Raw genomic sequence first — 23,876 nt, 5'->3', positions numbered from 1 at the left:
CGTTCCTCATTTCCGGCCACCTCCGGTTGTAGGCGGGACAACCCGATACCAACACGAGGAGGCAATGCATGGCCAAGGCTGACAAGGCCACCGCGGTCGCCGACATCGCCGAGCAGTTCAAGGATTCGACGGCCACCCTGGTCACCGAGTACCGCGGGCTGACCGTCGCCAACCTCAAAGACCTGCGCCGCTCGCTCGGTGATTCCGCCACCTACACGGTCGCCAAGAACACGCTGGTCAAGCGTGCCGCGGCGGAGGCGGGCATCGACGGGCTCGACGACCTGTTCGTCGGCCCGACGGCGATCGCGTTCGTCAAGGGTGAGGCCGTCGACGCCGCCAAGGCGCTGAAGACCTTCGCCAAGGACAACAAGGCGCTGGTCATCAAGGGCGGCTACATGGACGGCCGCGCCCTGAGCGTCTCCGAGGTCGAGCGGATCGCCGATCTGGAGTCGCGTGAGGTGCTGCTGGCCAAGCTGGCCGGTGCGATGAAGGCGAACCTGTCCAAGGCTGCTGGCCTGTTCACAGCCCAGCAGGCGCAGGCAGCCCGGCTGTTCGCGGCACTGCAAGAGAAGAAGGCCGCCGAGGCACCCGCCGAGGCCGCATCCGAGAGCCCGGCGCCGTCCGACGACGCTGCCGAATAACCCGACCACCAAACCCGCACGTAAGTAAGTAAGGAAGGACCAATCATGGCCAAGCTGTCCACCGATGACCTGCTCGACGCGTTCAAGGAACTGACGCTGCTCGAGCTCTCTGAGTTCGTCAAGAAGTTCGAGGAGACCTTCGACGTCACCGCCGCCGCGCCGGTCGCCGTCGCGGCTGCCGCTCCCGCCGCAGGTGGCGCTGCCGCCGAGGCCGCCGAGGAGCAGTCGGAGTTCGACGTCATCCTCGAGGGTGCCGGCGACAAGAAGATCGGCGTCATCAAGGTCGTCCGCGAGATCGTCTCCGGCCTGGGCCTCAAGGAAGCCAAGGACCTGGTCGACAGCGCTCCCAAGCCGCTGCTCGAGAAGGTCGCCAAGGAGGCCGCCGAGGAGGCCAAGGCCAAGCTCGAGGCCGCAGGCGCGACGGTCACCGTCAAGTAGGGCAAACCACCGGGTGTGGGGCGGATCTGGCAAACAGGTCCGCCCCACATTCGTCTCTGCGGGGCAGCTACGGATTGTCTAGGGACGGTCACAATCTGACGCGAGACGAGTGTTGTGGTCAGAAGGCGTAAGCTACAGTGACTCAAACCACAGGCGGGAGGCGTGTGGCGGGCAGCGTAATAGTTGGCGGAAGGATCGCGCGTGGGCATCGGAATTCAAGTAGAGGGACTGACCAAGTCCTTCGGGGCCCAGCGAATTTGGGAAGACGTCACCATGGAGATCCCGGCCGGTGAGGTCAGCGTCCTCCTTGGCCCGTCGGGTACCGGCAAGTCCGTCTTTCTGAAGTCCCTGATCGGCCTTCTGCGCCCGGAGCGCGGCAAGATCATCGTCGACGGCACCAACATCATCGAGTGCTCGGCCAAGGAGCTCTACGAGATCCGCACGCTGTTCGGGGTGATGTTCCAGGACGGCGCGCTGTTCGGCTCGATGAGCCTGTACGACAACACCGCTTTCCCCTTGCGTGAGCACACCAAGAAGAAGGAAAGCGAGATCCGCAACATCGTCATGGAGAAGCTCGAGCTTGTCGGCTTGGGCGGTGACGAGAACAAGTTCCCCGGCGAGATCTCCGGTGGTATGCGCAAACGTGCCGGCCTGGCCCGGTCGCTGGTGCTCGACCCGCAGATCATCCTCTGCGACGAGCCCGACTCCGGTCTGGACCCGGTGCGTACCGCCTATCTGTCCCAGTTGCTGATCGACATCAACGCGCAGATCGACTGCACGATCCTGATCGTCACGCACAACATCAACATCGCCCGCACGGTGCCCGACAACATGGGCATGCTGTTCCGTAAGCACCTGGTTATGTTCGGCCCGCGCGAGGTGCTGCTGACCAGCGACGAGCCCGTCGTCCGGCAGTTCCTCAACGGCCGCCGCATCGGTCCGATCGGTATGTCCGAGGAGAAGGACGAATCGACGATGGCCGAAGAGCAGGCCATGGTCGACGCCGGTCACCACGACGGTGGCGTCGAGGAGATCGAGGGCGTGCCGCCACAGATCCAGGCGACACCCGGTATGCCGGAGCGCCAGGCCGTCGGTCGTCGTCAGGCTCGGGTGCGCGAGATCCTGCACACCCTGCCGCCCGCCGCCCAGGAAGCCATCCGCGACGACCTCGAGGGCACGCACAAGTACTCGGCGTCCGAGTTCGGCAACGAGCCGACCGCGCGGCACCGCAACATCGACGACGACGCTCCCACCGGGGCGATCCCTCGAGCCGAGAGGTAACCGTTGACGGCAGAGCAGAGGATCACGTTCTGCCGTATCTGCGAGCCGCTGTGCGGCATGGTCGCGACCGTCGAAGACGGCCGACTGATATCGCTGCGCCCCGATAAGGACCATCCCCTCTCGGCCGGGTTTGCCTGCCAGAAGGGCATCGCGTTCACCGAAGTGGTCAACGACCCCGACCGGGTGACGACGCCGCTGCGCCGAGGGCCCGATGGCTTCGAACCGGTCGGCTGGAACGAGGCGATGACCGACATCGCCGCCAGGCTCACCGACATCCACCGCAGGCACGGAGCAGGCGGTATCGGCTGGTATTACGGCAATCCCGGTGCGTTCAGCTATTCACACACCCTGGGGTTGAACACCTTCATGCTCGGCCTCGGGCCCCATATGCACGTCTTCACTGCGGGCTCTCAGGACGTCAACAACCGCTTCGTCGCCAGCCAGATGCTGTACGGCTCGCCGCTGACGCTGCCGGTGCCCGACGTCCTTCGCACCGATCTGCTCATCGTGATCGGCGCGAACCCGGTGGTGTCGCACGGCAGCGTGCTGACCGTGCCGCGGGTCAAGGACCGGATGCACGACATCGTCAAGCGCGGTGGCCGGGTGGTCGTCGTCGATCCGCGCAAGACCGAGACCGCCGCGCAGTTCGAGTGGCTGGGCATCATTCCCGACGGCGACGCGTTCCTGCTGCTGTCGCTGCTGCACGTGCTGTTCGGCGAGCACCTCGCCGACCTCGCAATGCTGGACCGCCAGGCCGACGGGGTGGCGTGGCTCGAGCAGTTGGCCGCGCCGTTCAGTCCGGAGGCCACCGAATCGCGCACCGGAATCGACCCGGACACCGTGCGCGCACTGGCCCGCGATCTGGCCCGCACCCCACGGGCCGCGGTGTATGGCCGCGTCGGCACTAGCACCGGCGAAAACGGAACGCTGACAACGTATTTGCTCGACGGGGTGAACCTGGTCGCAGGTAACCTCGACCGTCCGGGCGGCAGTATGTTCGGCACTTTCGGGTTGCCGGGGGAGCGTTGGGCGATGAAGGCCCTCGGCGCGCTGCTGCGAACCACCTACACCCGCAGGCGGTCCCGGATCGGCGGCTTCCCGTCGGTGCTGTTGTCCGAGCCCGCAGGTGTGATGGCCAAGGAGATCACCACACCGGGCCGCGGCCAGGTGCGGGCGTTGTTCGTCAGCGCGGGCAACCCGGTGCTGTCGGTACCCAACGGCGACGAACTAGAGACGGCGCTGAAGTCCTTGGATTTGATGGTCGGCATCGACCTCTACGTCAACGAGACGCTGGCGCACTGTGATTACGTGCTGCCCGCGGCGACCATGTACGAACGCGACGACTTCCCGCTGCCGTTCCAGACGTTGCAGCCCACCCCGTTCCGCCAGGCCACCGAGGCCGTCGTCGCGCCTGCCGGGCAGGCCCGTACCGAATGGCAGGTGATCGACGACCTGACCCGCCGGATGTGGCGTCGCACGCCGGGGCTGGCCGCGCTGGCGGTCGCCCGAAAGTTGTTCGGGCTGTTCGGTGTTCGGCTGACGCCGCGGCTGCTGGTGGATGCGGTGATCCGGTTGAGCGAGGGTGGCGACCAGTTCGGGTTGCGCCGCGGTGGGCTGACCTTCTCCCGGCTGACGGCCGAGCATCCGCACGGCAAGGTGCTGGCGCGCAACCTGCGCGATGGTGTGCTGCGCAAGGTCGTCGTCTATCGCGGCGCCAAGATGCGGCTGCGCCACGACGAGATCGGCGCCGAAATCGACAAGTTGGCGCATCGCAGCACGCCCGACGGCTATCCGATGCGGCTGATCGGCATGCGCGAGACACGGTCGGAGAACTCGTGGATGCACAACTCGCCGCTGCTGATGCGCGGTGAGCGCATGCAGGCCGCACGTCTGCACGCCGACGACGCCGCCGCGGCCGACATCATCGACGGCGACAGGGTGCGGATCGCGTCGCCGCATGGGGAGATCGAACTGCCCGTCGTCGTCACCAAGGACATCGTCGCCGGCGTCGTCGCGGTGCCGCACGGCTGGGGCCACAAGGGCACCGGCGGCTGGCAGGTGGCCAACGGCGCGGGCGGCGCGAACGTCAACCGGCTGATGTCCAGCGCACCGGAGGACTTGGAGAAGCTGGCGGGCATGGCCCGGCTGACCGGCGTCGCCGTGCGGATCGAACGCGCGTAGTCATGTCCGACGGACCCGGACGTCTTCGTGGGAAGTCGGCGGTGGTCACCGGCGCCGTGCTACCCGTCGACGGCGGATACCTCGCGCAGTAGCGGTCAGATCCGTTGTGCCACAGCGGCTTCGACTGCCCGATCGAGGAAATCCGGCGGCACCTCCTGCCATTCGGTGCGCCACCGACCGGAGCGTTGGTCGGCTTGCAGTTCGGTGAGCACCGTGGCGACGTACGGGCCGCCGTCGACGAGGTAGCGCAGCATCTGCAACTGGGCGCACTGGGCGGCGACGCCAGCGATGACGACCTTGGCTTCGTCGACGCGGCCCGCTGCGGACAGGCTCGCACCGAGCAGGCGACGCGCGCGCAGCAGCGCCTGCGGCCGGTTGGGTGATGACGTCCGGTCGACCCACTCCTGCGCCCACCGGCACGCCCGCTCCTTCGAGTCCTGATCGTCGGCCGCCATCAGCACCCGGATCGCCGACGCCTCCTCGAACTGGACGGTGATCTCGTCGATCGCGTCGACCGGTTGCCTGCGGTGTTCGTAGGAGGTCGCGGGCCACGGGTCGGCATCCGGAAGCGACGCAAGCCCAAGGCGGGTGCGTTCGTGTTCGGCCATCGCCCGCAACCGGGGCAGCGAAAGTGTGCGGCCGATGCGGATGGCCTCGTCGAGGCGTTGCGCCGCCGCATGCCGGTCGCCCTGCAGTGCCTTGATCCTGGCGGCGATCACATAGCGCGCGATCTTGAAATCGACCGAGCCGCCCTCGGGGCCGAGCTTGTAACCCTCTTCCAGAAGCCGGTCGGCTTCCTCGAGATCGCCTCGCTCGTAAAGTAATTCGCCCAGCGCCGAGCTCGCCAACCGGGCGGTGTAGGAATGGCTGCCGCTCGACCTCTTCGCGATCTTCAGTGCTTTTCGGAAGCAGGCTTCAGCGGTCGGGTTGTCGAGCATCAACCGGTGCGCGAGCCCGGTGTAGCAGAGGCCGTGCACCAAGTTGAAGGTGTCGCCTTTGCGTTCGGCGTACGGCGCCGCCCACGCCTGGATGCGGTTCACCTCGTCGAGGTTGTAGTGATACGCCGCAGCGAAGGTCGACACGGTGGCCGCCACCCCGACGGCGAACGGACGCTGGCTGTCCCGACGCGCCAGGCACGGTCCGATGTGCTCGTCGATGCCCGCGAGCCGGTCCGAACGCAGGTCGGCGACTCCGCGCACGACGCCGGCTTCCGCGCGCAGGTCCGCGATCTCCTCGTCGCCGAAGCCACACTTCGTCAGCCCGGCTTCCATCAGCTCCAGTGCCTGGTTGGCCGCCGGGATCCGGTGCAGCACGATGTTCGCCCACGCCAGCGCCAGCTGCAGCCGCGGGTCGGTGCGCACGATCGCGGCGGGCAGCTTGCCGACCAACCCGATCAAGGTCGCCATTTGCGAGTTCGCCACCAGATCGATGCCGTCGTTCTCGACGAGCTGCACCGCCCGCGCGTCGTCACCGGCCGCCAGCGCGTGATCGACTGCCTCGCTGACCATCTGGTGCTCGGCGAACCACGTCGACGCCACGTTGTGCAACCGGGTGACCCGCGCAGGATCGTCGCGGCTCAGCCGGTGCCGCAGGAAGTCACTGAACAATTGGTGGTAGCGAAACCACTGATCGTCGAGCCGACGCAGGAACAGGTCGCGCTCCTCGACCTGCTCCAGCATGGCCTGGCCGTCCGGCACGCCGGACAACGCCGATGCCAGGCCGCCGCAGATCCGTTCGGTGATCGACGTGGCGAGCAGGAAATCGAGCATCGACGGTTCCAGGGTGTCCAACACGTTCTCCGCGAGAAACTCGCTGATCGCGTGGTGGCGGCCCGTCATCGTGCCGATCAGTTGGACCGGGTCGTCGCGGCCGCGCAGCGACAGCGTCGCCAGTTGCAGCGCGGCGACCCAGCCGTCGGTCTTGGCCGTCAGCTCCTCGACGTCGGCGCGGTCGAGATCCAGTCCGCCAAGCTCCACCAAGAAGTTCTCCGATTCGGCTATGTCGAAACGCAGTGCGGTGGCGTCGATTTCGACCAACTCGTCCTGCATCCGCATCCGGCTCATCGGTAAGCCGCTCTGGCTGCGGCTGGTCACCACGACCGACAGATCGTCGGAGGCGTAGACGAGTAGGTACAGCAGCGCCCCAATGGTCGCCGGGTCGGTGACCCGGTGCCAGTCGTCGATCACCAGGGTCATCCGGGTGCCGCTCTGATGGATCTCGTTGATCAGCGAGGTGAGCACGTATCGTTCGGCTTCGTCGCCGTGCTCCTCCAGCACCTCGCCCAATTCGCTTGCCAGCGTTGGCGTTACCGTGCGAATGGCCTCGATCAGATGCGACAGGAACCAGACGACATTGTTGTCGTCGTGGTCGACGGTCAGCCACGCCACGTCGACGCCCTCGGCGGTCAGTTGCTTGGCCCACTGCGCGGCGAGTGTGCTCTTCCCGAAGCCGGTCGGGCCGTGGATCACCGTGAGCTTCTTGTGGCGCCCAGCCCGCAACGCCTCCATCAGCCGGGCGCGATGAACCAACTCCTTCGTCGACACCGGCAACTGGAAGCGGGTGGCCGGCGCCGGTGGAGTCAGTACGCGCGCCGAGTAGCTCGGCGTGCCGGTCGAGCGCGCCGGGTTGTAGCGGATGATCGGCGCAGGCGTCGGCACCGGCATGTCGTCGACGGGCAGGCCGTGCGTTCGCTGCACCTCCCGCAACTGTTCGCCGAACGCCTCGGCGGTCGGTGGCCGATCCACGATGTTGCGCGACATGGCCTGCTCGATCACCGCGCACACATCGGTGGGCAGGCCGGAGTCGCGCAGGCTGGGCATCGGGTGCCTGGTGATCCGCAGAAACTGCGCGACCATCTGCTCGCCCTTGCGACGTTCGAAAACCGCGTGTCCCGTGCCCGCGCAGAACAACGTCGCCGCCAGGCTATAGACATCTGACGTCGCGTCCGGTTGCTCGCCGAGCAGCACCTCCGGTGCGGTGTAGGCCGGTGAACCCATCACCGCACCGTCACCCGTCTCGAATCCTCCGACGATGCGGGCGATTCCGAAATCCGTCAACGCCGGTTCGCCGTACTCGGTGAGCAGGATGTTCGCGGGTTTGACGTCGCGGTGCAGGGTTTCGCGTCGGTGAGCGGTTTCCAACGCACCCGCGACCTTGACGCCGAGATGCAGCGCGTCGGCCCATCCGAGCGGTCCGTTGTCGTGGATCTTGCCCTCCAACGAACCGTGCGGGTGGTACTGCATCACGATGTACGGCCTGCCGGTGGCGGTGGCGCCGACTTGAAAGATGGTCACGATGTGCGGGTGCCCGGACAGCTTGCCCATCGCGACCTGTTCGCGCATGAACCGCCCCAGGTTGTCGGGCTCCAGATCCGCGGTCAGCACCTTCACCGCGACGACGCGATCCAGTTCGGGCTGACTGCAGCGATAGACGACACCGAAGCCGCCGCGGCCGATCTCCACGGGGTCGGAGAAACCGACAGCCATCAACTCCGCCGGCACCCCGGCGTGCACATCCCCCTGTGTTGGCAGTGGGTCGTTCGTGACCATCGGTCGTCTCGATATCGCCGCCGCCACGACGTCGTCATGGCCGGTGACCTGAGCATAATCCGATCTGACCCGACCCGATTGCGGATGACATAACGCCGACTCCGCGGTTGCTTCTGCAACAAACCCGGCCCGCCGTCTGACAACGCGCGTTACCGTTGCGCGGACGGGGACAGGAGGCCGCCATGTCAGACCGCTTCCGAATGTGGTTGAGCGCAAGCATGGTGAGCGCGGGGGTGGTCGCGGCGCTGTTAGCCGGGGCGGGCACGGCGGCCGCCGACGATGCGCCCAGCAGCGACGACAAGGGCGCCACCTCCGCCGAATCAGCGAAACCCGCTGAGAACAAAGCGGATTCGGACACCGAAAGCGGCACACCCAAACCGAAACCCGCAGACGACGAGGCGCAGGAAGCAACCGTCGACGAGCCCACCGGCCAGCCGTCCGCCCAACCACCCGCGGAGAAGCCGACGAACGGCAAGAAGTCGAAGACGACCAAGAAGGCGCTGCCGAAACCGGCCAAACCCGCCGCGGCAGCCGAGAAGCCGGCGGCCGCGCCGTCGAGAGAGCAGGCGGAGCCCCAACCCGAAAAACCCGAACCCGACAAACCCGAACCCGAAAAACCGGCCACGGTCACCGAACCGGTCGTCGAGGTCTCGGCGGCTGTGGTGCCGCTCTCGCGCACCGCGACGAAGGCCGAACCGGTTGAATCGGCCGCGGTGGCGGTTGCGACACCTGTTGCGGCTGAGATCACCTCGACAGCGACAGCCTCTCCGCTGTCGGGGCTGCTCAGTGCAATCGGCACCATCGTGTTCGGCATCTACGGCCTGGCCACCCAGATTTTGGGAGGGCCGCCGATTCTGCCGCCGGGCAGTACCGTCACCGTCCGCACATCGACACTGCACCTTGACTGCGGCTGCAACTCCGGCGACGGCGTCGACGTGCAAGCTGACTGGTACGTCCCGAAGACAGCCGAGGGCGCGCCCGCACCGGACCGGTTGATCTACCTCCAGCACGGGTTCCTCGCCCGCGGCCCCTGGTATAGCTACACCGCGGCGGCGCTTGCCGAGCAGACCCGCAGCATCGTCGTCGCGCCGTCGATCACGTCGAACTTCCTGGCGTCCGATGCGTGCTGGCTCGGCGGCAGTGCGATGCACGAGTCGATGGCGCGACTGTTCGACGACGGCAACACCGCGCTCGCCGACAGCGCCGCGGCTGCCGGTTACTCGGGCGCGATCCCGGACCGCGTCGTGCTGATCGGACACTCGCTGGGCGGCGGCGCAGTAATCGGTATCGCGGGCGCGATGGCAGGAAAGGAGTCCGAGCAGAGGCTCGCCGGGGTCATCATGCTCGACGGCGTCCCGTTCGATCGCAAGGCCGCGGAGAAGATCGGGGACGTCGACGACAGCATTCCGATCTACAACTTGGCGGCGCCGCGGTACTTCTGGAACCAGTTCGGCGTCGGCACCGACGCGCTGCTCGCGGCGCGGCCAGGGACGTTCATCGGCGTCACCCTGGCCGGCGGATCGCATGTCGATTCGATGCGTGGTGGCAACCCGCTGATTCAATTCGGCCAGGAACTCGTCGCCGGGTTCGTCCGGCCGCAGAACGGCGATGCGGCGCAGATCCTGATGATCGACTGGGCCAACGAGATGTTCGACGGCATCCAGCGCGGACCGATCACCGACCCCTTCACGATCGATACCCCGTCCGGCGTGGCGACCGCGGTGCCGCTGCCCAACTCGTTGACCAAGCCGTTCATCCTCAATCCGTTGCAGTCGTTGGTGTCGCTGGGCACCGGTTACGTCACGATCGAGCCGGCCTGTGTCCAGGAGTCGATGGCCGCGAGCACCTGCACGTCGGAATCAATCGCCGCATGACGAGCAAACCGGCTGCGCCCCCGGACCGACGCTCATGGAGTCGGTCGACTTCAACGCCCACGGAACCTGTAGCCCCGCGAGCACCGCTGGGGCGTGCCAGATGTGAGGTTTTGGCGTAAAACCTCACAGCAACACGGCGCTATCTCTTGACGGAAAGAGGTAAACGGGCCAATCTGTTGGGCAGCAATGTATGCATGGGTCAGTGATCGAGTCGCCAGCCAGCGCCCGGTGAGTCCTGCATGCAGTGGTTGAGGAATACGCCGTCCTGCGGTACTGTTGGACGTTGCGCTGGCTGCATCCTGCCCACCTAAACCCGCACCTGACACCGATGTCCTGGCCTGAGCCCCGCTCAGTGACCTAGTCGTGTGCCGTGCGTTCGGGGAGTTTGTGGTCGTGAGAGGCCAGCCGAACCGACGCAGATATAGCGACTATTCGGATAGGGCAGAGCCCGCACCGCAATCGTCGCATGAGGTGCTGGAAGGATGCATCTTGGCAGGGTCCCGCCAGATCAAGACCGAATCTTCACTAGTAGCTACCACCAATAGCTCCGTTCCCGGAGCACCCAACCGAGTTTCTTTCGCCAAGCTTCGTGAGCCTCTCGAGGTTCCGGGTCTGCTTGACATCCAGACCGAGTCATTCGACTGGCTGGTCGGCTCAGACTCGTGGCGCGAGAAGGCCAAGGCCCGCGGTGACGCCACTCCCGTCGGCGGCCTCGAAGAGGTGCTGGCCGAGTTGTCGCCGATCGAGGACTTCTCCGGCTCGATGTCGCTGTCGTTCTCCGACCCGCGCTTCGACGAGGTGAAGGCCCCGGTCGACGAATGCAAAGACAAGGACATGACGTACGCGGCTCCGCTGTTCGTCACGGCCGAGTTCATCAACAACAACACCGGTGAGATCAAGAGCCAGACGGTCTTCATGGGCGACTTCCCGATGATGACCGAGAAGGGCACCTTCATCATCAACGGCACCGAGCGTGTCGTGGTGTCCCAGCTGGTCCGCTCGCCGGGTGTGTACTTCGACGAGACCATCGACAAGTCCACCGAGAAGACGCTGCACAGTGTCAAGGTGATTCCCGGCCGCGGTGCATGGCTGGAGTTCGACGTCGACAAGCGCGACACCGTCGGTGTCCGCATCGACCGCAAGCGCCGTCAGCCGGTCACCGTGCTGCTCAAGGCGCTCGGCTGGACCAACGAGCAGATCGTCGAGCGCTTCGGCTTCTCCGAGATCATGATGGGGACGCTGGAGAAGGACAACACCGCAGGCACCGACGAGGCGCTGCTGGACATCTACCGCAAGCTGCGGCCGGGCGAACCGCCCACCAAGGAGTCCGCGCAGACCCTGCTGGAGAACCTGTTCTTCAAGGAGAAGCGCTACGACTTGGCCCGGGTGGGCCGTTACAAGGTCAACAAGAAGCTGGGCATCACCGAGAACCCGGCTCAGACCACGTCGACCACGCTGACCGAAGAGGACGTCGTCGCCACCATTGAGTACCTGGTGCGTCTGCACGAGGGTCAGACCACGATGACCGTTCCCGGCGGTGTCGAGGTGCCGGTAGAAACCGACGACATCGACCACTTCGGCAACCGTCGGCTGCGCACCGTCGGCGAGCTGATCCAGAACCAGATCCGGGTCGGCCTGTCCCGCATGGAGCGGGTCGTGCGCGAGCGCATGACCACCCAGGACGTCGAGGCCATCACGCCGCAGACCTTGATCAACATCCGTCCCGTCGTGGCGGCCATCAAGGAGTTCTTCGGCACCAGCCAGCTGTCGCAGTTCATGGACCAGAACAACCCGCTTTCCGGGCTTACTCATAAGAGGCGTCTGTCCGCTTTGGGCCCGGGCGGTCTGTCTCGTGAGCGCGCCGGCCTGGAGGTCCGCGACGTGCACTCCAGCCACTACGGCCGGATGTGTCCGATCGAGACGCCGGAAGGTCCGAACATCGGTCTGATCGGTTCGTTGGCGACGTACGCCCGAGTCAATCCGTTCGGGTTCATCGAGACGCCGTACCGCAAGGTCGTCGACGGTGTGATCACCGACCAGATCGACTATCTGACCGCCGACGAGGAGGACCGCCACGTCGTGGCGCAGGCCAACTCGCCGACCGACGAGAAGGGCCGCTTCGTCGAGGAGCGGGTGCTGGTGCGCCGGAAGGGTGGCGAGGTCGAGTTCGTCCCGTCGACCGAGGTCGACTACATGGACGTCTCGCCGCGCCAGATGGTGTCGGTCGCGACGGCGATGATCCCGTTCCTCGAGCACGACGACGCCAACCGTGCCCTGATGGGTGCCAACATGCAGCGCCAGGCGGTTCCGCTGGTGCGCAGCGAGGCCCCGCTGGTCGGTACCGGTATGGAGTTGCGCGCCGCGATCGACGCGGGCGATGTCGTGGTCGCCGACAAGGCGGGCGTCATCGAAGAGGTGTCCGCCGACTACGTCACCGTGATGGCCGACGACGGCACCCGGCACACCTACCGGATGCGCAAGTTCGCCAGGTCCAACCACGGCACCTGCGCCAACCAGCGTCCGATCGTGGACGCCGGGCAGCGTGTCGAGGCGGGTCAGGTCATCGCCGACGGGCCGTGCACCGAGAACGGTGAGATGGCGCTCGGCAAGAACCTGCTCGTGGCGATCATGCCGTGGGAAGGCCACAACTACGAGGACGCGATCATCCTCTCCAACCGCCTGGTGGAAGAGGACGTGCTCACTTCGATTCACATCGAGGAGCACGAGATCGACGCCCGCGACACCAAGCTGGGCGCCGAGGAGATCACCCGGGACATCCCGAACGTCTCCGATGAGGTGCTGGCCGACCTCGACGAGCGCGGCATCGTCCGCATCGGCGCCGAGGTCCGCGACGGCGACATCCTGGTCGGCAAGGTCACCCCGAAGGGTGAGACCGAGCTGACCCCGGAGGAGCGGTTGCTCCGTGCGATCTTCGGTGAGAAGGCGCGCGAGGTCCGCGACACGTCGCTGAAGGTGCCGCACGGTGAGTCCGGCAAGGTCATCGGCATCCGGGTGTTCTCCCGCGAGGACGACGACGAACTGCCTGCCGGCGTCAACGAGTTGGTCCGCGTCTACGTCGCGCAGAAGCGCAAGATCTCCGACGGTGACAAGCTGGCCGGACGCCACGGCAACAAGGGCGTCATCGGCAAGATCCTGCCCGTCGAGGACATGCCCTTCCTGCCGGACGGCACGCCGGTCGACATCATCCTGAACACGCACGGTGTGCCGCGACGGATGAACATCGGCCAGATCCTGGAGACCCACCTCGGCTGGGCGGCGAAGGCCGGCTGGAAGATCGAGGGTTCCCCGGACTGGGCGGCCAACCTGCCCGAGGACATGCTGGAGGTCGAGCCGAACAGCATCGTCTCGACGCCGGTGTTCGACGGTGCCCGCGAGGCCGAGCTTCAGGGTCTGCTGGCGTCGACGCTGCCCAGCCGCGACGGCGAGCAGTTGGTCGACGAGGACGGTAAGGCGAAGCTGTTCGACGGTCGCAGTGGCGAGCCGTTCCCGTATCCGGTGACGGTCGGCTACATGTACATCCTCAAGCTGCACCACCTGGTGGACGACAAGATCCACGCCCGCTCCACTGGTCCGTACTCGATGATCACCCAGCAGCCGCTGGGCGGTAAGGCGCAGTTCGGTGGCCAGCGGTTCGGTGAGATGGAGTGCTGGGCCATGCAGGCCTACGGCGCGGCGTACACGCTGCAGGAGCTGTTGACCATCAAGTCCGACGACACCGTCGGCCGGGTCAAGGTGTACGAGGCGATCGTCAAGGGCGAGAACATCCCCGAGCCGGGCATTCCGGAGTCGTTCAAGGTGCTGCTCAAGGAGCTGCAGTCGCTGTGCTTGAACGTCGAGGTGCTGTCTTCTGACGGCGCGGCGATCGAGATGCGTGACGGTGACGACGAGGACCTGGAGCGCGCCGCGGCGAACCTGGGAATCAACTTGTCGCGCAACGAATCTGCTTCTGTCGAGGATCTTGCTTAGCGGCGAGCGCTCGCGCGAGTCGCCATTGATTAGTGTTTCTAGTCCCGAAAGGGGAAAGGGAGTTACGTGCTAGACGTCAACTTCTTCGATGAGCTCCGGATCGGTCTTGCCACCGCCGACGACATCCGTAACTGGTCGTTCGGTGAGGTCAAGAAGCCGGAAACCATCAACTACCGCACATTGAAGCCGGAGAAGGACGGCCTGTTCTGCGAGAAGATCTTCGGACCGACTCGCGACTGGGAGTGCTACTGCGGCAAGTACAAGCGCGTCCGCTTCAAGGGCATCATCTGTGAGCGCTGCGGCGTCGAGGTGACCCGCGCCAAGGTGCGTCGTGAGCGGATGGGCCACATCGAGCTGGCCGCGCCGGTCACGCACATCTGGTACTTCAAGGGCGTGCCGTCTCGCCTCGGCTACCTGCTCGACCTGGCGCCGAAGGATCTCGAGAAGATCATCTACTTCGCGGCTTACGTGATCACCGCCGTGGACGACGAGATGCGGCACAACGAGCTGTCGACGCTGGAGGCCGAGATGGCCGTCGAGCGCAAGGCCGTTGAGGATCAGCGTGATTCGGATCTCGAGGCCCGGGCGCAGAAGCTCGAAGCCGATATGAAGGAGCTCGAGGACGAGGGCGCCAAGTCCGACGTCAAACGCAAGGTGCGTGACGGCGGCGAGCGCGAGATGCGCCAGATCCGTGACCGGGCCCAGCGTGAGCTGGACCGGCTCGAGGAGATCTGGAACACCTTCACCAAGCTGGCTCCCAAGCAGCTGATCGTCGACGAGGTGCTCTACCGCGAGCTCGTCGACCGCTACGGCGAGTACTTCACCGGCGCCATGGGCGCGGAGTCGATCAAGAAGCTCATCGAGACCTTCGACATCGACGCCGAGGCCGACAACCTGCGCGAGGTGATCCGTAACGGCAAGGGCCAGAAGAAGCTTCGTGCTCTCAAGCGGCTCAAGGTGGTCGCGGCCTTCCAGCAGTCGAGCAACTCGCCGCTGGGCATGGTGCTCGACGCGGTGCCGGTGATCCCGCCGGAACTGCGCCCGATGGTGCAGCTCGACGGTGGCCGGTTCGCCACGTCGGACCTCAACGACCTGTACCGCCGCGTGATCAACCGCAACAACCGGCTCAAGAGGCTGATCGATCTCGGTGCGCCCGAGATCATCGTCAACAACGAGAAGCGCATGCTTCAGGAGTCGGTGGACGCGTTGTTCGACAATGGCCGCCGCGGCCGTCCGGTCACCGGCCCGGGTAACCGTCCGCTGAAGTCGCTGTCGGATCTGTTGAAGGGCAAGCAGGGTCGGTTCCGCCAGAACCTGCTCGGCAAGCGCGTCGACTACTCCGGCCGTTCGGTCATCGTGGTCGGCCCGCAGCTCAAGCTGCACCAGTGCGGTCTGCCCAAGCTGATGGCACTCGAGCTGTTCAAGCCGTTCGTGATGAAGCGTCTGGTTGACCTCAATCACGCGCAGAACATCAAGAGCGCCAAGCGGATGGTCGAGCGTCAGCGCCCGCAGGTGTGGGACGTCCTCGAAGAGGTCATCGGCGAGCACCCGGTGCTGCTGAACCGCGCACCGACGCTGCACCGCCTCGGTATCCAGGCCTTCGAGCCACAGCTGGTGGAAGGCAAGGCCATTCAGCTGCACCCGCTGGTCTGTGAGGCCTTCAACGCCGACTTCGACGGTGACCAGATGGCCGTGCACCTGCCGCTGAGCGCGGAGGCGCAGGCCGAGGCTCGCATCCTGATGCTGTCGTCGAACAACATCCTGTCGCCTGCGTCCGGCCGCCCGCTGGCTATGCCGCGTCTGGACATGGTGACCGGCCTGTACTACCTGACCACGATGATCGAGGGCGACACCGGCGAGTACACGCCTGCCGCCAAGGATCGACCGGAGACAGGTGTGTACAGCTCGCCCGCCGAGGCGATCATGGCGATGGATCGTGGCGCGCTGTCGGTGCGGTCCAAGATCCGGGTGCGGCTGACCCAGCTGCGTCCGCCCGCCGACCTCGAGGCCGAGCTGTTCGGCGATGCGGGTTGGAAGCCGGGCGACGCGTGGACGGCCGAGACCACGCTGGGCCGCGTGCTGTTCAACGAGCTGCTCCCGCTTGGGTATCCGTTCGTCAACGAGCAGATGCACAAGAAGGTGCAGGCCCGCATCGTCAACGATCTCGCCGAGCGCTACCCGATGATCGTGGTCGCGCAGACCGTCGACAAGCTCAAGGACGCCGGCTTCTACTGGGCCACCCGTTCGGGTGTCACGGTCTCGATGGCCGACGTCATCGTGCCGCCGGAGAAGCAGGAGATCCTCGAGCGCTACGAGGCCGAAGCCGACCGGATCGAAAAGCAGTACCAGCGTGGTGCCCTCAACCATGAGGAGCGCAACGGTGAGCTGGTGAAGATCTGGCAGAAGGCCACCGAAGAGGTCGGTGAGGCGCTGCGGAGCCACTACCCGGCAGACAACCCGATCATCACGATCGTGGACTCGGGCGCCACGGGTAACTTCACGCAGACGCGAACGCTGGCCGGCATGAAGGGTCTGGTGACCAACCCGAAGGGTGAGTTCATCCCGCGTCCGATCAAGTCCTCGTTCCGCGAGGGCCTGACGGTGCTGGAGTACTTCATCAACACCCACGGCGCCCGAAAGGGTCTGGCGGACACCGCTCTTCGTACCGCCGACTCGGGTTACCTGACCCGTCGTCTGGTCGACGTTTCGCAGGACGTCATCGTTCGCGAGACCGACTGCGAGACCGAGCGCGGCATCACGGTCACGCTTGCAGAGCTGCAGTCCGCGGATTCGGGTTCCGCCTTGGTGCGCGATCAGCACATCGAGACCTCGGCCTATGCACGGACTTTGGCGGCCGACGCGCTGGACGCGAAGGGCAACGTGATCGTCGAGCGCGGCCACGACCTTGGCGACCCGGCGATCGAGGCACTGCTCGCGGCGGGCATCACCGAGGTGAAGGTCCGCTCCGTGCTGACCTGCACCACCGGCACCGGCGTGTGCGCGATGTGCTACGGCCGTTCGATGGCGACGGGCAAGCTCGTCGACATCGGCGAGGCGGTCGGCATTGTCGCCGCGCAGTCCATCGGTGAGCCCGGCACACAGCTGACCATGCGTACGTTCCACCAGGGTGGCGTCACCGGCGGTGGCGACATCGTCGGTGGTCTGCCTCGCGTGCAGGAACTGTTCGAGGCCCGCGTGCCGCGCGACAAGGCGCCGATCGCCGACGTCACCGGCCGGGTGCGCCTCGAAGAGGGCGAGCGCTTCTACAAGATCACCATCGTCCCCGACGACGGTGGCGAAGAAGTGGTGTACGACAAGCTGTCTCGTCGTCAGCGCCTGAAGGTGTTCAAGCACGAGGACGGCACCGAGCGGCTGCTGTCGGACGGCGACCACGTCGAGGTCGGCCAGCAGCTGATGGAAGGCTCCGCCGACCCGCACGAGGTGCTGCGTGTCCAGGGCCCCCGCGAGGTGCAGATCCACCTCGTCAAGGAGGTCCAGGAGGTCTACCGCGCTCAGGGCGTGTCGATCCACGACAAGCACATCGAGGTGATCGTCCGGCAGATGCTGCGTCGCGTCACGATCATCGACTCGGGTTCAACGGAGTTCCTGCCCGGATCGCTGACCGAGCGTGCGGAGTTCGAGGCCGAGAACCGTCGGGTGGTTGCCGAGGGCGGCGAGCCCGCGGCGGGTCGCCCGGTGCTGATGGGCATCACGAAGGCGTCGTTGGCCACCGACTCGTGGCTGTCGGCGGCGTCGTTCCAGGAGACCACTCGCGTGCTGACCGATGCGGCGATCAACTGCCGCAGCGACAAGCTGAATGGTCTGAAGGAGAACGTGATCATCGGCAAGCTGATCCCGGCCGGTACGGGCATCAGCCGGTACCGCAACATCCAGGTGCAGCCGACCGAAGAGGCGCGGGCCGCCGCGTACACGATCCCGTCCTACGAGGATCAGTACTACAGCCCGGACTTCGGCCAGGCCACCGGTGCCGCGGTGCCGCTGGACGACTACGGCTACTCGGATTATCGGTAGGCAATACTGAAGAAGCCCCCGCCTTGTGCGGGGGCTTTTTCGTTGCGTGATGTGGGCCGAACGTGGGTTACCGGCACGGTTCGCGTCCATTTTGCGTGACTCAAGTCCACACTCGACGGGTGTTGGCGAACGTGGTGTGGTTCCTCGCGGGGTTGGCCGCGCTGATCGTCGGCGCGGCGCTGGTGGTGCGCGGCGGCGCGCGCGTCGCCGCGCGTTTCGGCGTCAGCCCGATCGTCGTCGGCCTGACGGTGGTGTCGATCGGCACGAGCATGCCCGAGCTGGCGGTGGGTGTGGTCGCGGCGCTCGAGGACAACGGTGCGCTGGCGGTCGGCAACATCACAGGCACCAACGTCGTCAACCTGCTGCTCGTGCTCGGGCTGAGCGCGTTGCTCGTGCCGCTGAGCCTGCAGATCCGCACGCTGCGGTTCGAGTTGCCGGTGATGGCCGGCGCGGCGGCGCTGCTGTGGCTGTTGGCGGCGGACGGTGTGCTTTCGCGATTCGACGGCCTCGTGATGGCCCTAGGCGCGGTCGTCTACACCGTCGCGGTGGTGCGTGCGGCCCGACGTGAGAGTCAGGATGTGGCAGCAGAATTCACCGAGGCCTATCCGAAAGCGCAGTCAGAGCGCACCGGGTTACATGTCGGCATGACGTTGGTAGGCATTGTGGTCATCGTGCTGGGCGCCGAACGGCTTGTCGACGCGGCGGTCGGCATGGCCCGCGGGTTCGGGGTGTCCGATGCGTTGATCGGGCTCACAGTGGTAGCCATCGGGACCTCCGCCCCCGAATTGGTCACCACCGTGGTGTCCACCGTGCGCGGCGAGCGTGACATCGCCATCGGAAACCTGCTCGGCAGCAGCATCTACAACATTCTGCTGATCCTCGGCGTCACCAGCCTGGTCCCCGCCCACGGTCTGACGCTGCCCCCGGAAATGGTACGCATCGACATCCCGATCATGGTGGCTGTTGCCATCGTCTGCGTCCCGATTTTCGTGTCGGGCAGGCGGGTCAGCCGTTTCGAGGGCGGCGCGATGGTGTGCGCGTATGCCGCGTTCCTGGTGTTCCTGCTCCTGACGCAGACGTGACGATCAAATCGGTTGCCGCACTTGCGCGGTGAAGCCGTCCAGGTTGGCCTCGAGGAACTCGCGCATGGTGATCGGCTCACGGCCGATCAGTGCGGCCAGCGCGGCGCTATCGGCGGGCATCGTACGCCCGGCCGTTGAAACCGTGTGTCCGACCGCGGAGATGTGTTGTGCCATGGACAGATTGACCACGCCCTGGCCGCCTGACCGGGCCAACTGCTCGAGGTCGTAACGCCATTGCTCCTGCGTGACGGGCTCGAACCGAACGAGGGCGTCGGTGAGTTCGGTCAGCAGGTCGGCGATGTCGGCGTGGCTGAACAGCTCCGAACCCTTCGCGTAGCAGACGGATTCGGTGAACCGCTCGGGATGCAGCAGCCCCGCCAGCCCCAACTCCGCGGCGTCGCGGCCATTGATCCAGGCGACCTCGCCGGGACCGAACGAGTTGCGAATCAGCCCCTGTTCGCGGACCGAATCGCTGTGCAGGACAGCGAGATTCTCGTGGAACAAGGCCACGATGCGAAGGATCAGCAGATCGAGGCCTGCCCACTGCAGAATCTCCTCGGCCAGCCACTGCGCGCGCCCGAGACCGCTGAGGCTGCCGGGTTGGGCCGGACCCATCGACATCACGACCGTGCGGGGCTGGCGTCCCACCTCACGGACAGCCGCGGCGTAGTTGGCCGCGGCCGGGATGATGCCTGCATCGATCGGATACGTGAAGTAGGCGAGGTCCACATCGGCCAACGCGGGCAACAGTGTTCGGCGGTCGTGCAGATCCCCGATGACGATCTCGGCGCCAAGTTCCGCGAGCCGCTCGGTGCGCTCGCTGAGAGTGCGGGCCAGCACCCGCACCGGTCGGCCGTGATCACGCAATCGCCGCACCAAGTATTCGCCGGTACCGCCGTGGCGCCCCGTCGCGCCGAATACCAGAATCGGATTGTCAGCCATGTATCTCGTCTTTCGTGTCAGTCGAAGGTGAACAGAACTTTGCCGCCGCGCTCGGTGGTCTGGGCGTGGTCGAAGGCCTTGCGGTAGTCGCTCAAGTGATAAGTCGCTTCGATGGGTACCGACAGTTCGCCGTCGGCCACCAAACCGGCGAGGTGAGAAAGCGTCTCGACGACTTCTCGCTGCGGCGCGCGCGCATACCAGTTGCCCAGCCAGAATCCCGTGAAGCGAACCTCTTTCATGAAGAGCGCGGCTGACGACGGGCCGGTCGGCGCGCCGGTCAACGAGCCGTACGTGACGGCCGTGCCGCCGAACTCCAACGCGCCGAGCAGATCCGAAGCCAGCGTGCCGCCGAGCGGGTCCAGCACCAGGCTCAGCTGTTGGCCGTCGAGTGCGCCTTCGATGTCGGCGGCCAGATTCTCGCCACTGATCAGCACGACATCGCCTCCGGCGCGGCGGATCTCGGCCGCGGCTTCTTCGCGGCGAACCACGTTGAGCGTCTTAAGTCCGCGCCGCTTGGCCAGTGCCACAACCAGCCTGCCGACCGCCGAATTCGCCGCGGTCTGCCCGACCCAGTCGCCAACCTTCAGATCGGCGCGCTCGAGCAACAGGTGCGCGGTCGGTGGGTTGATGCTCACCATTGCCAACTGCAGCGGATCGGCGTCGGGCGCCTCGACGATGTCGTTCGCGGCCACGATCACCTGCTCCGACCAGGTGCCGTACTGATAGGTGGGCAGCACGATCATCCGCTTGCCGACGACGCCGCTGTCGACGCCGGACCCGGCGGCGTCCACGATTCCGACGCCCTCCGCCCCGACGGTCGCAGGCAGTGCAGGTCGTGCCAAGTATTTGCCTTGCACCAGCAGCAGATCGGACGGGTTGATCGCGGCGGCCTCCAGGCGAATCGACACCTGGCCAGGGCCGGGTGTTGCGTCGGAACTGTCCACCAGGTGGATGGATGTGTCAGGTTGCCCGAATTCGGTCAGGACGAGGTGGCGCATGGATACCTCCTACTTCAAGGCTGCGCATCAAAGTACACCGATCGGTATCTTAAAAGCCAGACGCAATGGAATTCACAATATTCGGTAATACCACTCGGTCTACTGGGATCAGCCGAGCGAGTCCTTGTAGTAGACGAAAGCCGGCGCGAATTGTTGGCCCCGCGTGGTCGAGATCGGGCCCTCGCGGAGGTCGGCGACTATGGCAGTTGACATCACACCAGCGGACTGGGTGAGCTAGGCCGGAACGGATGAACCATCTGACCGTCTCCTACGTAATCATCCGACGAAATGGTAACGATCGGTATACTCGGCGGCGTGACCAGGGAGGCGGCCACACGCAGCGGTGGCAGGGGAGCGCGCGAGCGGTTGGCCACCGCAGCCGCCAAGCTGTTCTATCGCAACGGCATCAACGCCACCGGCGTCGAGACCATCATCCAGCACGCCAAGGTGTCCAAGCGGACGCTGTATCAACACTTTTCGACCAAGACCGAACTCGTCGAGAACTACCTCCGCACGCTCGACGAGTCGGGCACACCGATGGAGCATCCCCTGGACCGCGGGGACCTGGCGCCCCGCGAGCGGTTGCTGGCGGTTTTCGACGTGCCACCCGTAGAGCGCTTTCGTGGCTGCCCGTTCCACAACGCCGCGGTCGAGTCGGCGGGCACCTGGGCCGGCGTCGACGACCTGGTCCGGTCTCACAAGCGCCGCTTCACCGAACGACTGGTCGCGGTGGCGCAGGAAGCCGGGGCCCGAGACCCGTACGCGCTGGGCAATCACCTGATGGTGTTGTTCGAAGGTGCGACGGCGTTGGCGACATCGCTCAACGACACCGCCGCGCTCCTGCACGCCCGATCTGCGGCCGCACAACTGATCGATGACGCCTGCCGCTGACGCAGACCGCGGTGGTGTCGGGCGGCCCGCCTAGACTCGACCACGTGTTGATCGGTTCGCATGTGCACGGAGACGACCCCCTGGCCGACGCCGCGGCCGACGGTGCCGATGTGGTGCAGTTCTTCCTCGGCAACCCGCAGAGCTGGAAGAAGCCGAAGCCCCGGGAGGACGCCGCAGTCCTGAAGGCGGCCGGCATGCCGCTGTACGTGCATGCGCCGTACCTGATCAACGTTGCGTCGGCCAACAACCGGGTGCGCATCCCGTCGCGCAAGATCCTGCAGGACACTTGCGATGCGGCGGCCGAGATCAACGCCACCGCGGTGATCGTGCACGGCGGACACGCCGACGACAACGACTGGGACGCGGGCTTCGAGCGTTGGCGCAAGGCGCTGGACTACCTCGAGACTGACGTGCCGGTGTATCTGGAGAACACCGCGGGCGGCGACCACGCGATGGCCAGGCATTTCGACACCATCGCCCGGTTGTGGGACCACATCGGTGACAAGGGCATCGGCTTCTGCCTCGACACCTGCCACGCCTGGGCCGCAGGCGAAAAGCTCATCGACGCGGTCGAGCGGATCATGAGTATTACCGGCCGCATCGACCTGGTGCACTGCAATGACTCCCGCGACGCCGCGGGCTCGGGCGCCGACCGGCATGCCAACTTCGGCACCGGGCAGATCGATCCCGAACTGCTGGTCGCCGTCGTCAAGGCCGCCGACGCGCCGGTGATCTGCGAAACCGCAGACGAAGGCCGCAAGGACGACATCGCCTATCTGCGCGAACACCTGGGGTAGTCCGGCCGAAGGCACGGTTCGATAACCGAACGGTCACCGAACCTGCGGTAACTCCTCGGTGAACTACGCTGAATTGAGTGTCGGCAGTCGATGACTCGCCTATTGCCTTGGTCCGCCCCCAGGAAGCGGACCGTACGCGCAACCGCCGATTGACCATCGTCCGCCGCATCGCCGTCGCGATTTGGGCTGCCGTCGTCGTCTATCGGACAATCACAACGGGTTTCGCGTTCAACCGCGAACTGCTGCTGGTGTACATCTGCACCGGCCTGCTGGCCGCCAGCATTGGTCAGGGCCGTCGCATGCTGTACGTCATTCGCGACTGGCTGCCGTTCGCGCTGGTGCTCGTCGCGTATGACCTGAGCAGGGGAGCGGCGACGCTGATCGGGCGGCCGACGCTGTGGCATTGGCAGGTCGACGCGGATCGCAGGCTGTTCTTCGGCACGGTCCCGACGGTGTGGCTGCAGGAGCATCTGAAACAACCGTTCCCGCCCTGGTGGGAAATCGTGATCAGCACCGTCTACATGTCGTTCTTCATCCTTCCCTACATCGTCGCCGCCGCGCTGTGGCTGCGCGATCGAGACGAGTGGAAGGCGTTCGTCCGATTGTTCGTCGGGCTGTCGTTCACGGCGCTGCTCATCTACGCGCTGCTGCCCGCCGCACCGCCATGGGCCGCAGCCAGGTGCACGGCCGCCGACGTCGAAGGCGGTCCCGCAGGCCCGCGATGCATGTTCCGGTCACCCCGCGGCGTGCCCGACGGCGGCCTGCTTGGCGCGATGCACACGACGCAAAACGGTGCCAACGACTGGGTCGAGCGGATCGTCGGCAGGGGCTGGGGCAAGCTCAACCTCCAAACGGCGAGCGCGTTGATCGACCAAGGTCAGGCCAGCGTCAACCTGGTGGCGGCCATCCCGTCGCTGCATGCCGGCCTGACCGCCGCGATCGCCGCGTTCCTGTGGACACGGGTCTCACGCAAATGGCGGCCGCTGCTGGTGGCTTACGTGCTGGTGATGGCGTTCACGCTGGTCTACACCGCCGAGCACTACGTCGTCGACATCCTGCTCGGCTGGCTGCTCGCCGCGGTCGTGATGAGCGCCCTGCGGTGGTACGACTCCCGGCGCAGGCAGCCTGCGAAATCGACTGCCGATGTTACAACTCTTGAGCAGCTGTCGTAAAACTGTAATATG

Annotated in this window: 14 protein-coding genes; 11 read left to right on the top strand and 3 right to left on the bottom strand. The window is 66.0% G+C overall.

Translation table 11 applies throughout. The features are described from left to right. Positions 1-68 precede the first annotated feature (68 nt). The 4 genes from rplJ to A5724_RS17045 all read left to right on the top strand — a co-directional run bounded on the left by rplJ (position 69) and on the right by A5724_RS17045 (position 4,541). Positions 69-641, top strand: coding sequence for a 50S ribosomal protein L10 (gene rplJ, locus A5724_RS17060; protein WP_067804225.1), 573 nt, complete (start codon positions 69-71; stop codon positions 639-641). Positions 642-686: 45 nt separating this feature from the next. Next, positions 687-1,079 carry a 50S ribosomal protein L7/L12 gene (rplL, locus tag A5724_RS17055; RefSeq protein ID WP_067804221.1) on the top strand — a complete coding sequence of 131 codons (393 nt, stop codon included), beginning with the start codon at positions 687-689 and terminating at the stop codon, positions 1,077-1,079. Positions 1,080-1,280: 201 nt separating this feature from the next. Then, entirely contained in the window at positions 1,281-2,360 is a 1,080-nt protein-coding gene (locus A5724_RS17050; RefSeq protein ID WP_067804217.1) for an ABC transporter ATP-binding protein, read from the top strand. A 3-nt stretch (positions 2,361-2,363) separates the two neighbouring features. Continuing rightward, a complete protein-coding gene (locus tag A5724_RS17045; RefSeq protein WP_067804214.1) occupies positions 2,364-4,541 on the top strand; it encodes a molybdopterin-dependent oxidoreductase in 2,178 nt (725 codons plus the stop codon). A gap of 95 nt (positions 4,542-4,636) precedes the next feature. On the opposite strand, the gene A5724_RS17040 is transcribed toward A5724_RS17045, so the two are convergent. Further along, a complete protein-coding gene (locus A5724_RS17040) occupies positions 4,637-8,089 on the bottom strand; it encodes a serine/threonine-protein kinase (protein ID WP_067804211.1) in 3,453 nt (1,150 codons plus the stop codon). 182 nt (positions 8,090-8,271) lie between these two features. Here A5724_RS17040 and A5724_RS17035 point away from each other — a divergent pair, with 182 nt between their 5' ends. From A5724_RS17035 to A5724_RS17020, 4 genes are all read left to right on the top strand, one after another. Continuing rightward, on the top strand, positions 8,272-9,963 hold the full coding sequence (locus A5724_RS17035) for a hypothetical protein (protein WP_067804208.1): 1,692 nt from the start codon (positions 8,272-8,274) through the stop codon (positions 9,961-9,963). Between the two features lie 489 nt (positions 9,964-10,452). Continuing rightward, positions 10,453-13,950 carry a DNA-directed RNA polymerase subunit beta gene (locus A5724_RS17030; protein ID WP_067804596.1) on the top strand — a complete coding sequence of 1,166 codons (3,498 nt, stop codon included), beginning with the start codon at positions 10,453-10,455 and terminating at the stop codon, positions 13,948-13,950. A gap of 66 nt (positions 13,951-14,016) precedes the next feature. Next, complete coding sequence (locus A5724_RS17025) at positions 14,017-17,982, top strand: DNA-directed RNA polymerase subunit beta' (RefSeq protein WP_067804204.1); 3,966 nt, start codon at positions 14,017-14,019, stop codon at positions 17,980-17,982. A gap of 119 nt (positions 17,983-18,101) precedes the next feature. Next, on the top strand, positions 18,102-19,064 hold the full coding sequence (locus A5724_RS17020; RefSeq protein ID WP_067804201.1) for a calcium/sodium antiporter: 963 nt from the start codon (positions 18,102-18,104) through the stop codon (positions 19,062-19,064). A gap of 3 nt (positions 19,065-19,067) precedes the next feature. Here A5724_RS17020 and A5724_RS17015 read toward each other — a convergent pair whose 3' ends face one another. Next, positions 19,068-20,006, bottom strand: a complete 939-nt coding sequence (locus A5724_RS17015) for an NmrA family NAD(P)-binding protein (protein WP_067804189.1) — start codon at positions 20,004-20,006, stop codon at positions 19,068-19,070. 17 nt (positions 20,007-20,023) lie between these two features. Next, on the bottom strand, positions 20,024-21,004 hold the full coding sequence (locus A5724_RS17010) for a zinc-dependent alcohol dehydrogenase family protein (protein WP_067804186.1): 981 nt from the start codon (positions 21,002-21,004) through the stop codon (positions 20,024-20,026). 288 nt (positions 21,005-21,292) lie between these two features. Between A5724_RS17010 and A5724_RS17005 the strand changes: the two genes are divergently transcribed. From A5724_RS17005 to A5724_RS16995, 3 genes are all read left to right on the top strand, one after another. After that, positions 21,293-21,895 carry a TetR/AcrR family transcriptional regulator gene (locus A5724_RS17005; RefSeq protein ID WP_067804183.1) on the top strand — a complete coding sequence of 201 codons (603 nt, stop codon included), beginning with the start codon at positions 21,293-21,295 and terminating at the stop codon, positions 21,893-21,895. Positions 21,896-21,939: 44 nt separating this feature from the next. Then, a complete protein-coding gene (locus tag A5724_RS17000; RefSeq protein WP_067804593.1) occupies positions 21,940-22,692 on the top strand; it encodes a deoxyribonuclease IV in 753 nt (250 codons plus the stop codon). Positions 22,693-22,769: 77 nt separating this feature from the next. After that, entirely contained in the window at positions 22,770-23,864 is a 1,095-nt protein-coding gene (locus tag A5724_RS16995; protein WP_067804180.1) for a phosphatase PAP2 family protein, read from the top strand. Positions 23,865-23,876 lie beyond the last annotated feature (12 nt).

It is taken from the genome of Mycobacterium sp. ACS1612 (genome assembly GCF_001667505.1).
In the GTDB taxonomy this organism is placed as follows: Bacteria; Actinomycetota; Actinomycetes; order Mycobacteriales; family Mycobacteriaceae; genus Mycobacterium.
The sequence above is the reverse complement of the archived record's forward strand: the minus strand, read 5'-3'. Positions and strand labels throughout refer to the sequence as shown.

Bases quoted from the DNA above. Each gene is read 5' to 3' on its own strand.
- rplJ (WP_067804225.1), top strand. From the start codon at position 69: ATGGCCAAGGCTGACAAGGCCACCGCGGTCGCCGACATCGCCGAGCAG.
- rplL (WP_067804221.1), top strand. From the start codon at position 687: ATGGCCAAGCTGTCCACCGATGACCTGCTCGACGCGTTCAAGGAACTG.
- A5724_RS17040 (WP_067804211.1), bottom strand. From the start codon at position 8,089: ATGGTCACGAACGACCCACTGCCAACACAGGGGGATGTGCACGCCGGG.
- A5724_RS17035 (WP_067804208.1), top strand. From the start codon at position 8,272: ATGTCAGACCGCTTCCGAATGTGGTTGAGCGCAAGCATGGTGAGCGCG.
- A5724_RS17015 (WP_067804189.1), bottom strand. From the start codon at position 20,006: ATGGCTGACAATCCGATTCTGGTATTCGGCGCGACGGGGCGCCACGGC.
- A5724_RS17010 (WP_067804186.1), bottom strand. From the start codon at position 21,004: ATGCGCCACCTCGTCCTGACCGAATTCGGGCAACCTGACACATCCATC.
- A5724_RS17005 (WP_067804183.1), top strand. From the start codon at position 21,293: ATGGTAACGATCGGTATACTCGGCGGCGTGACCAGGGAGGCGGCCACA.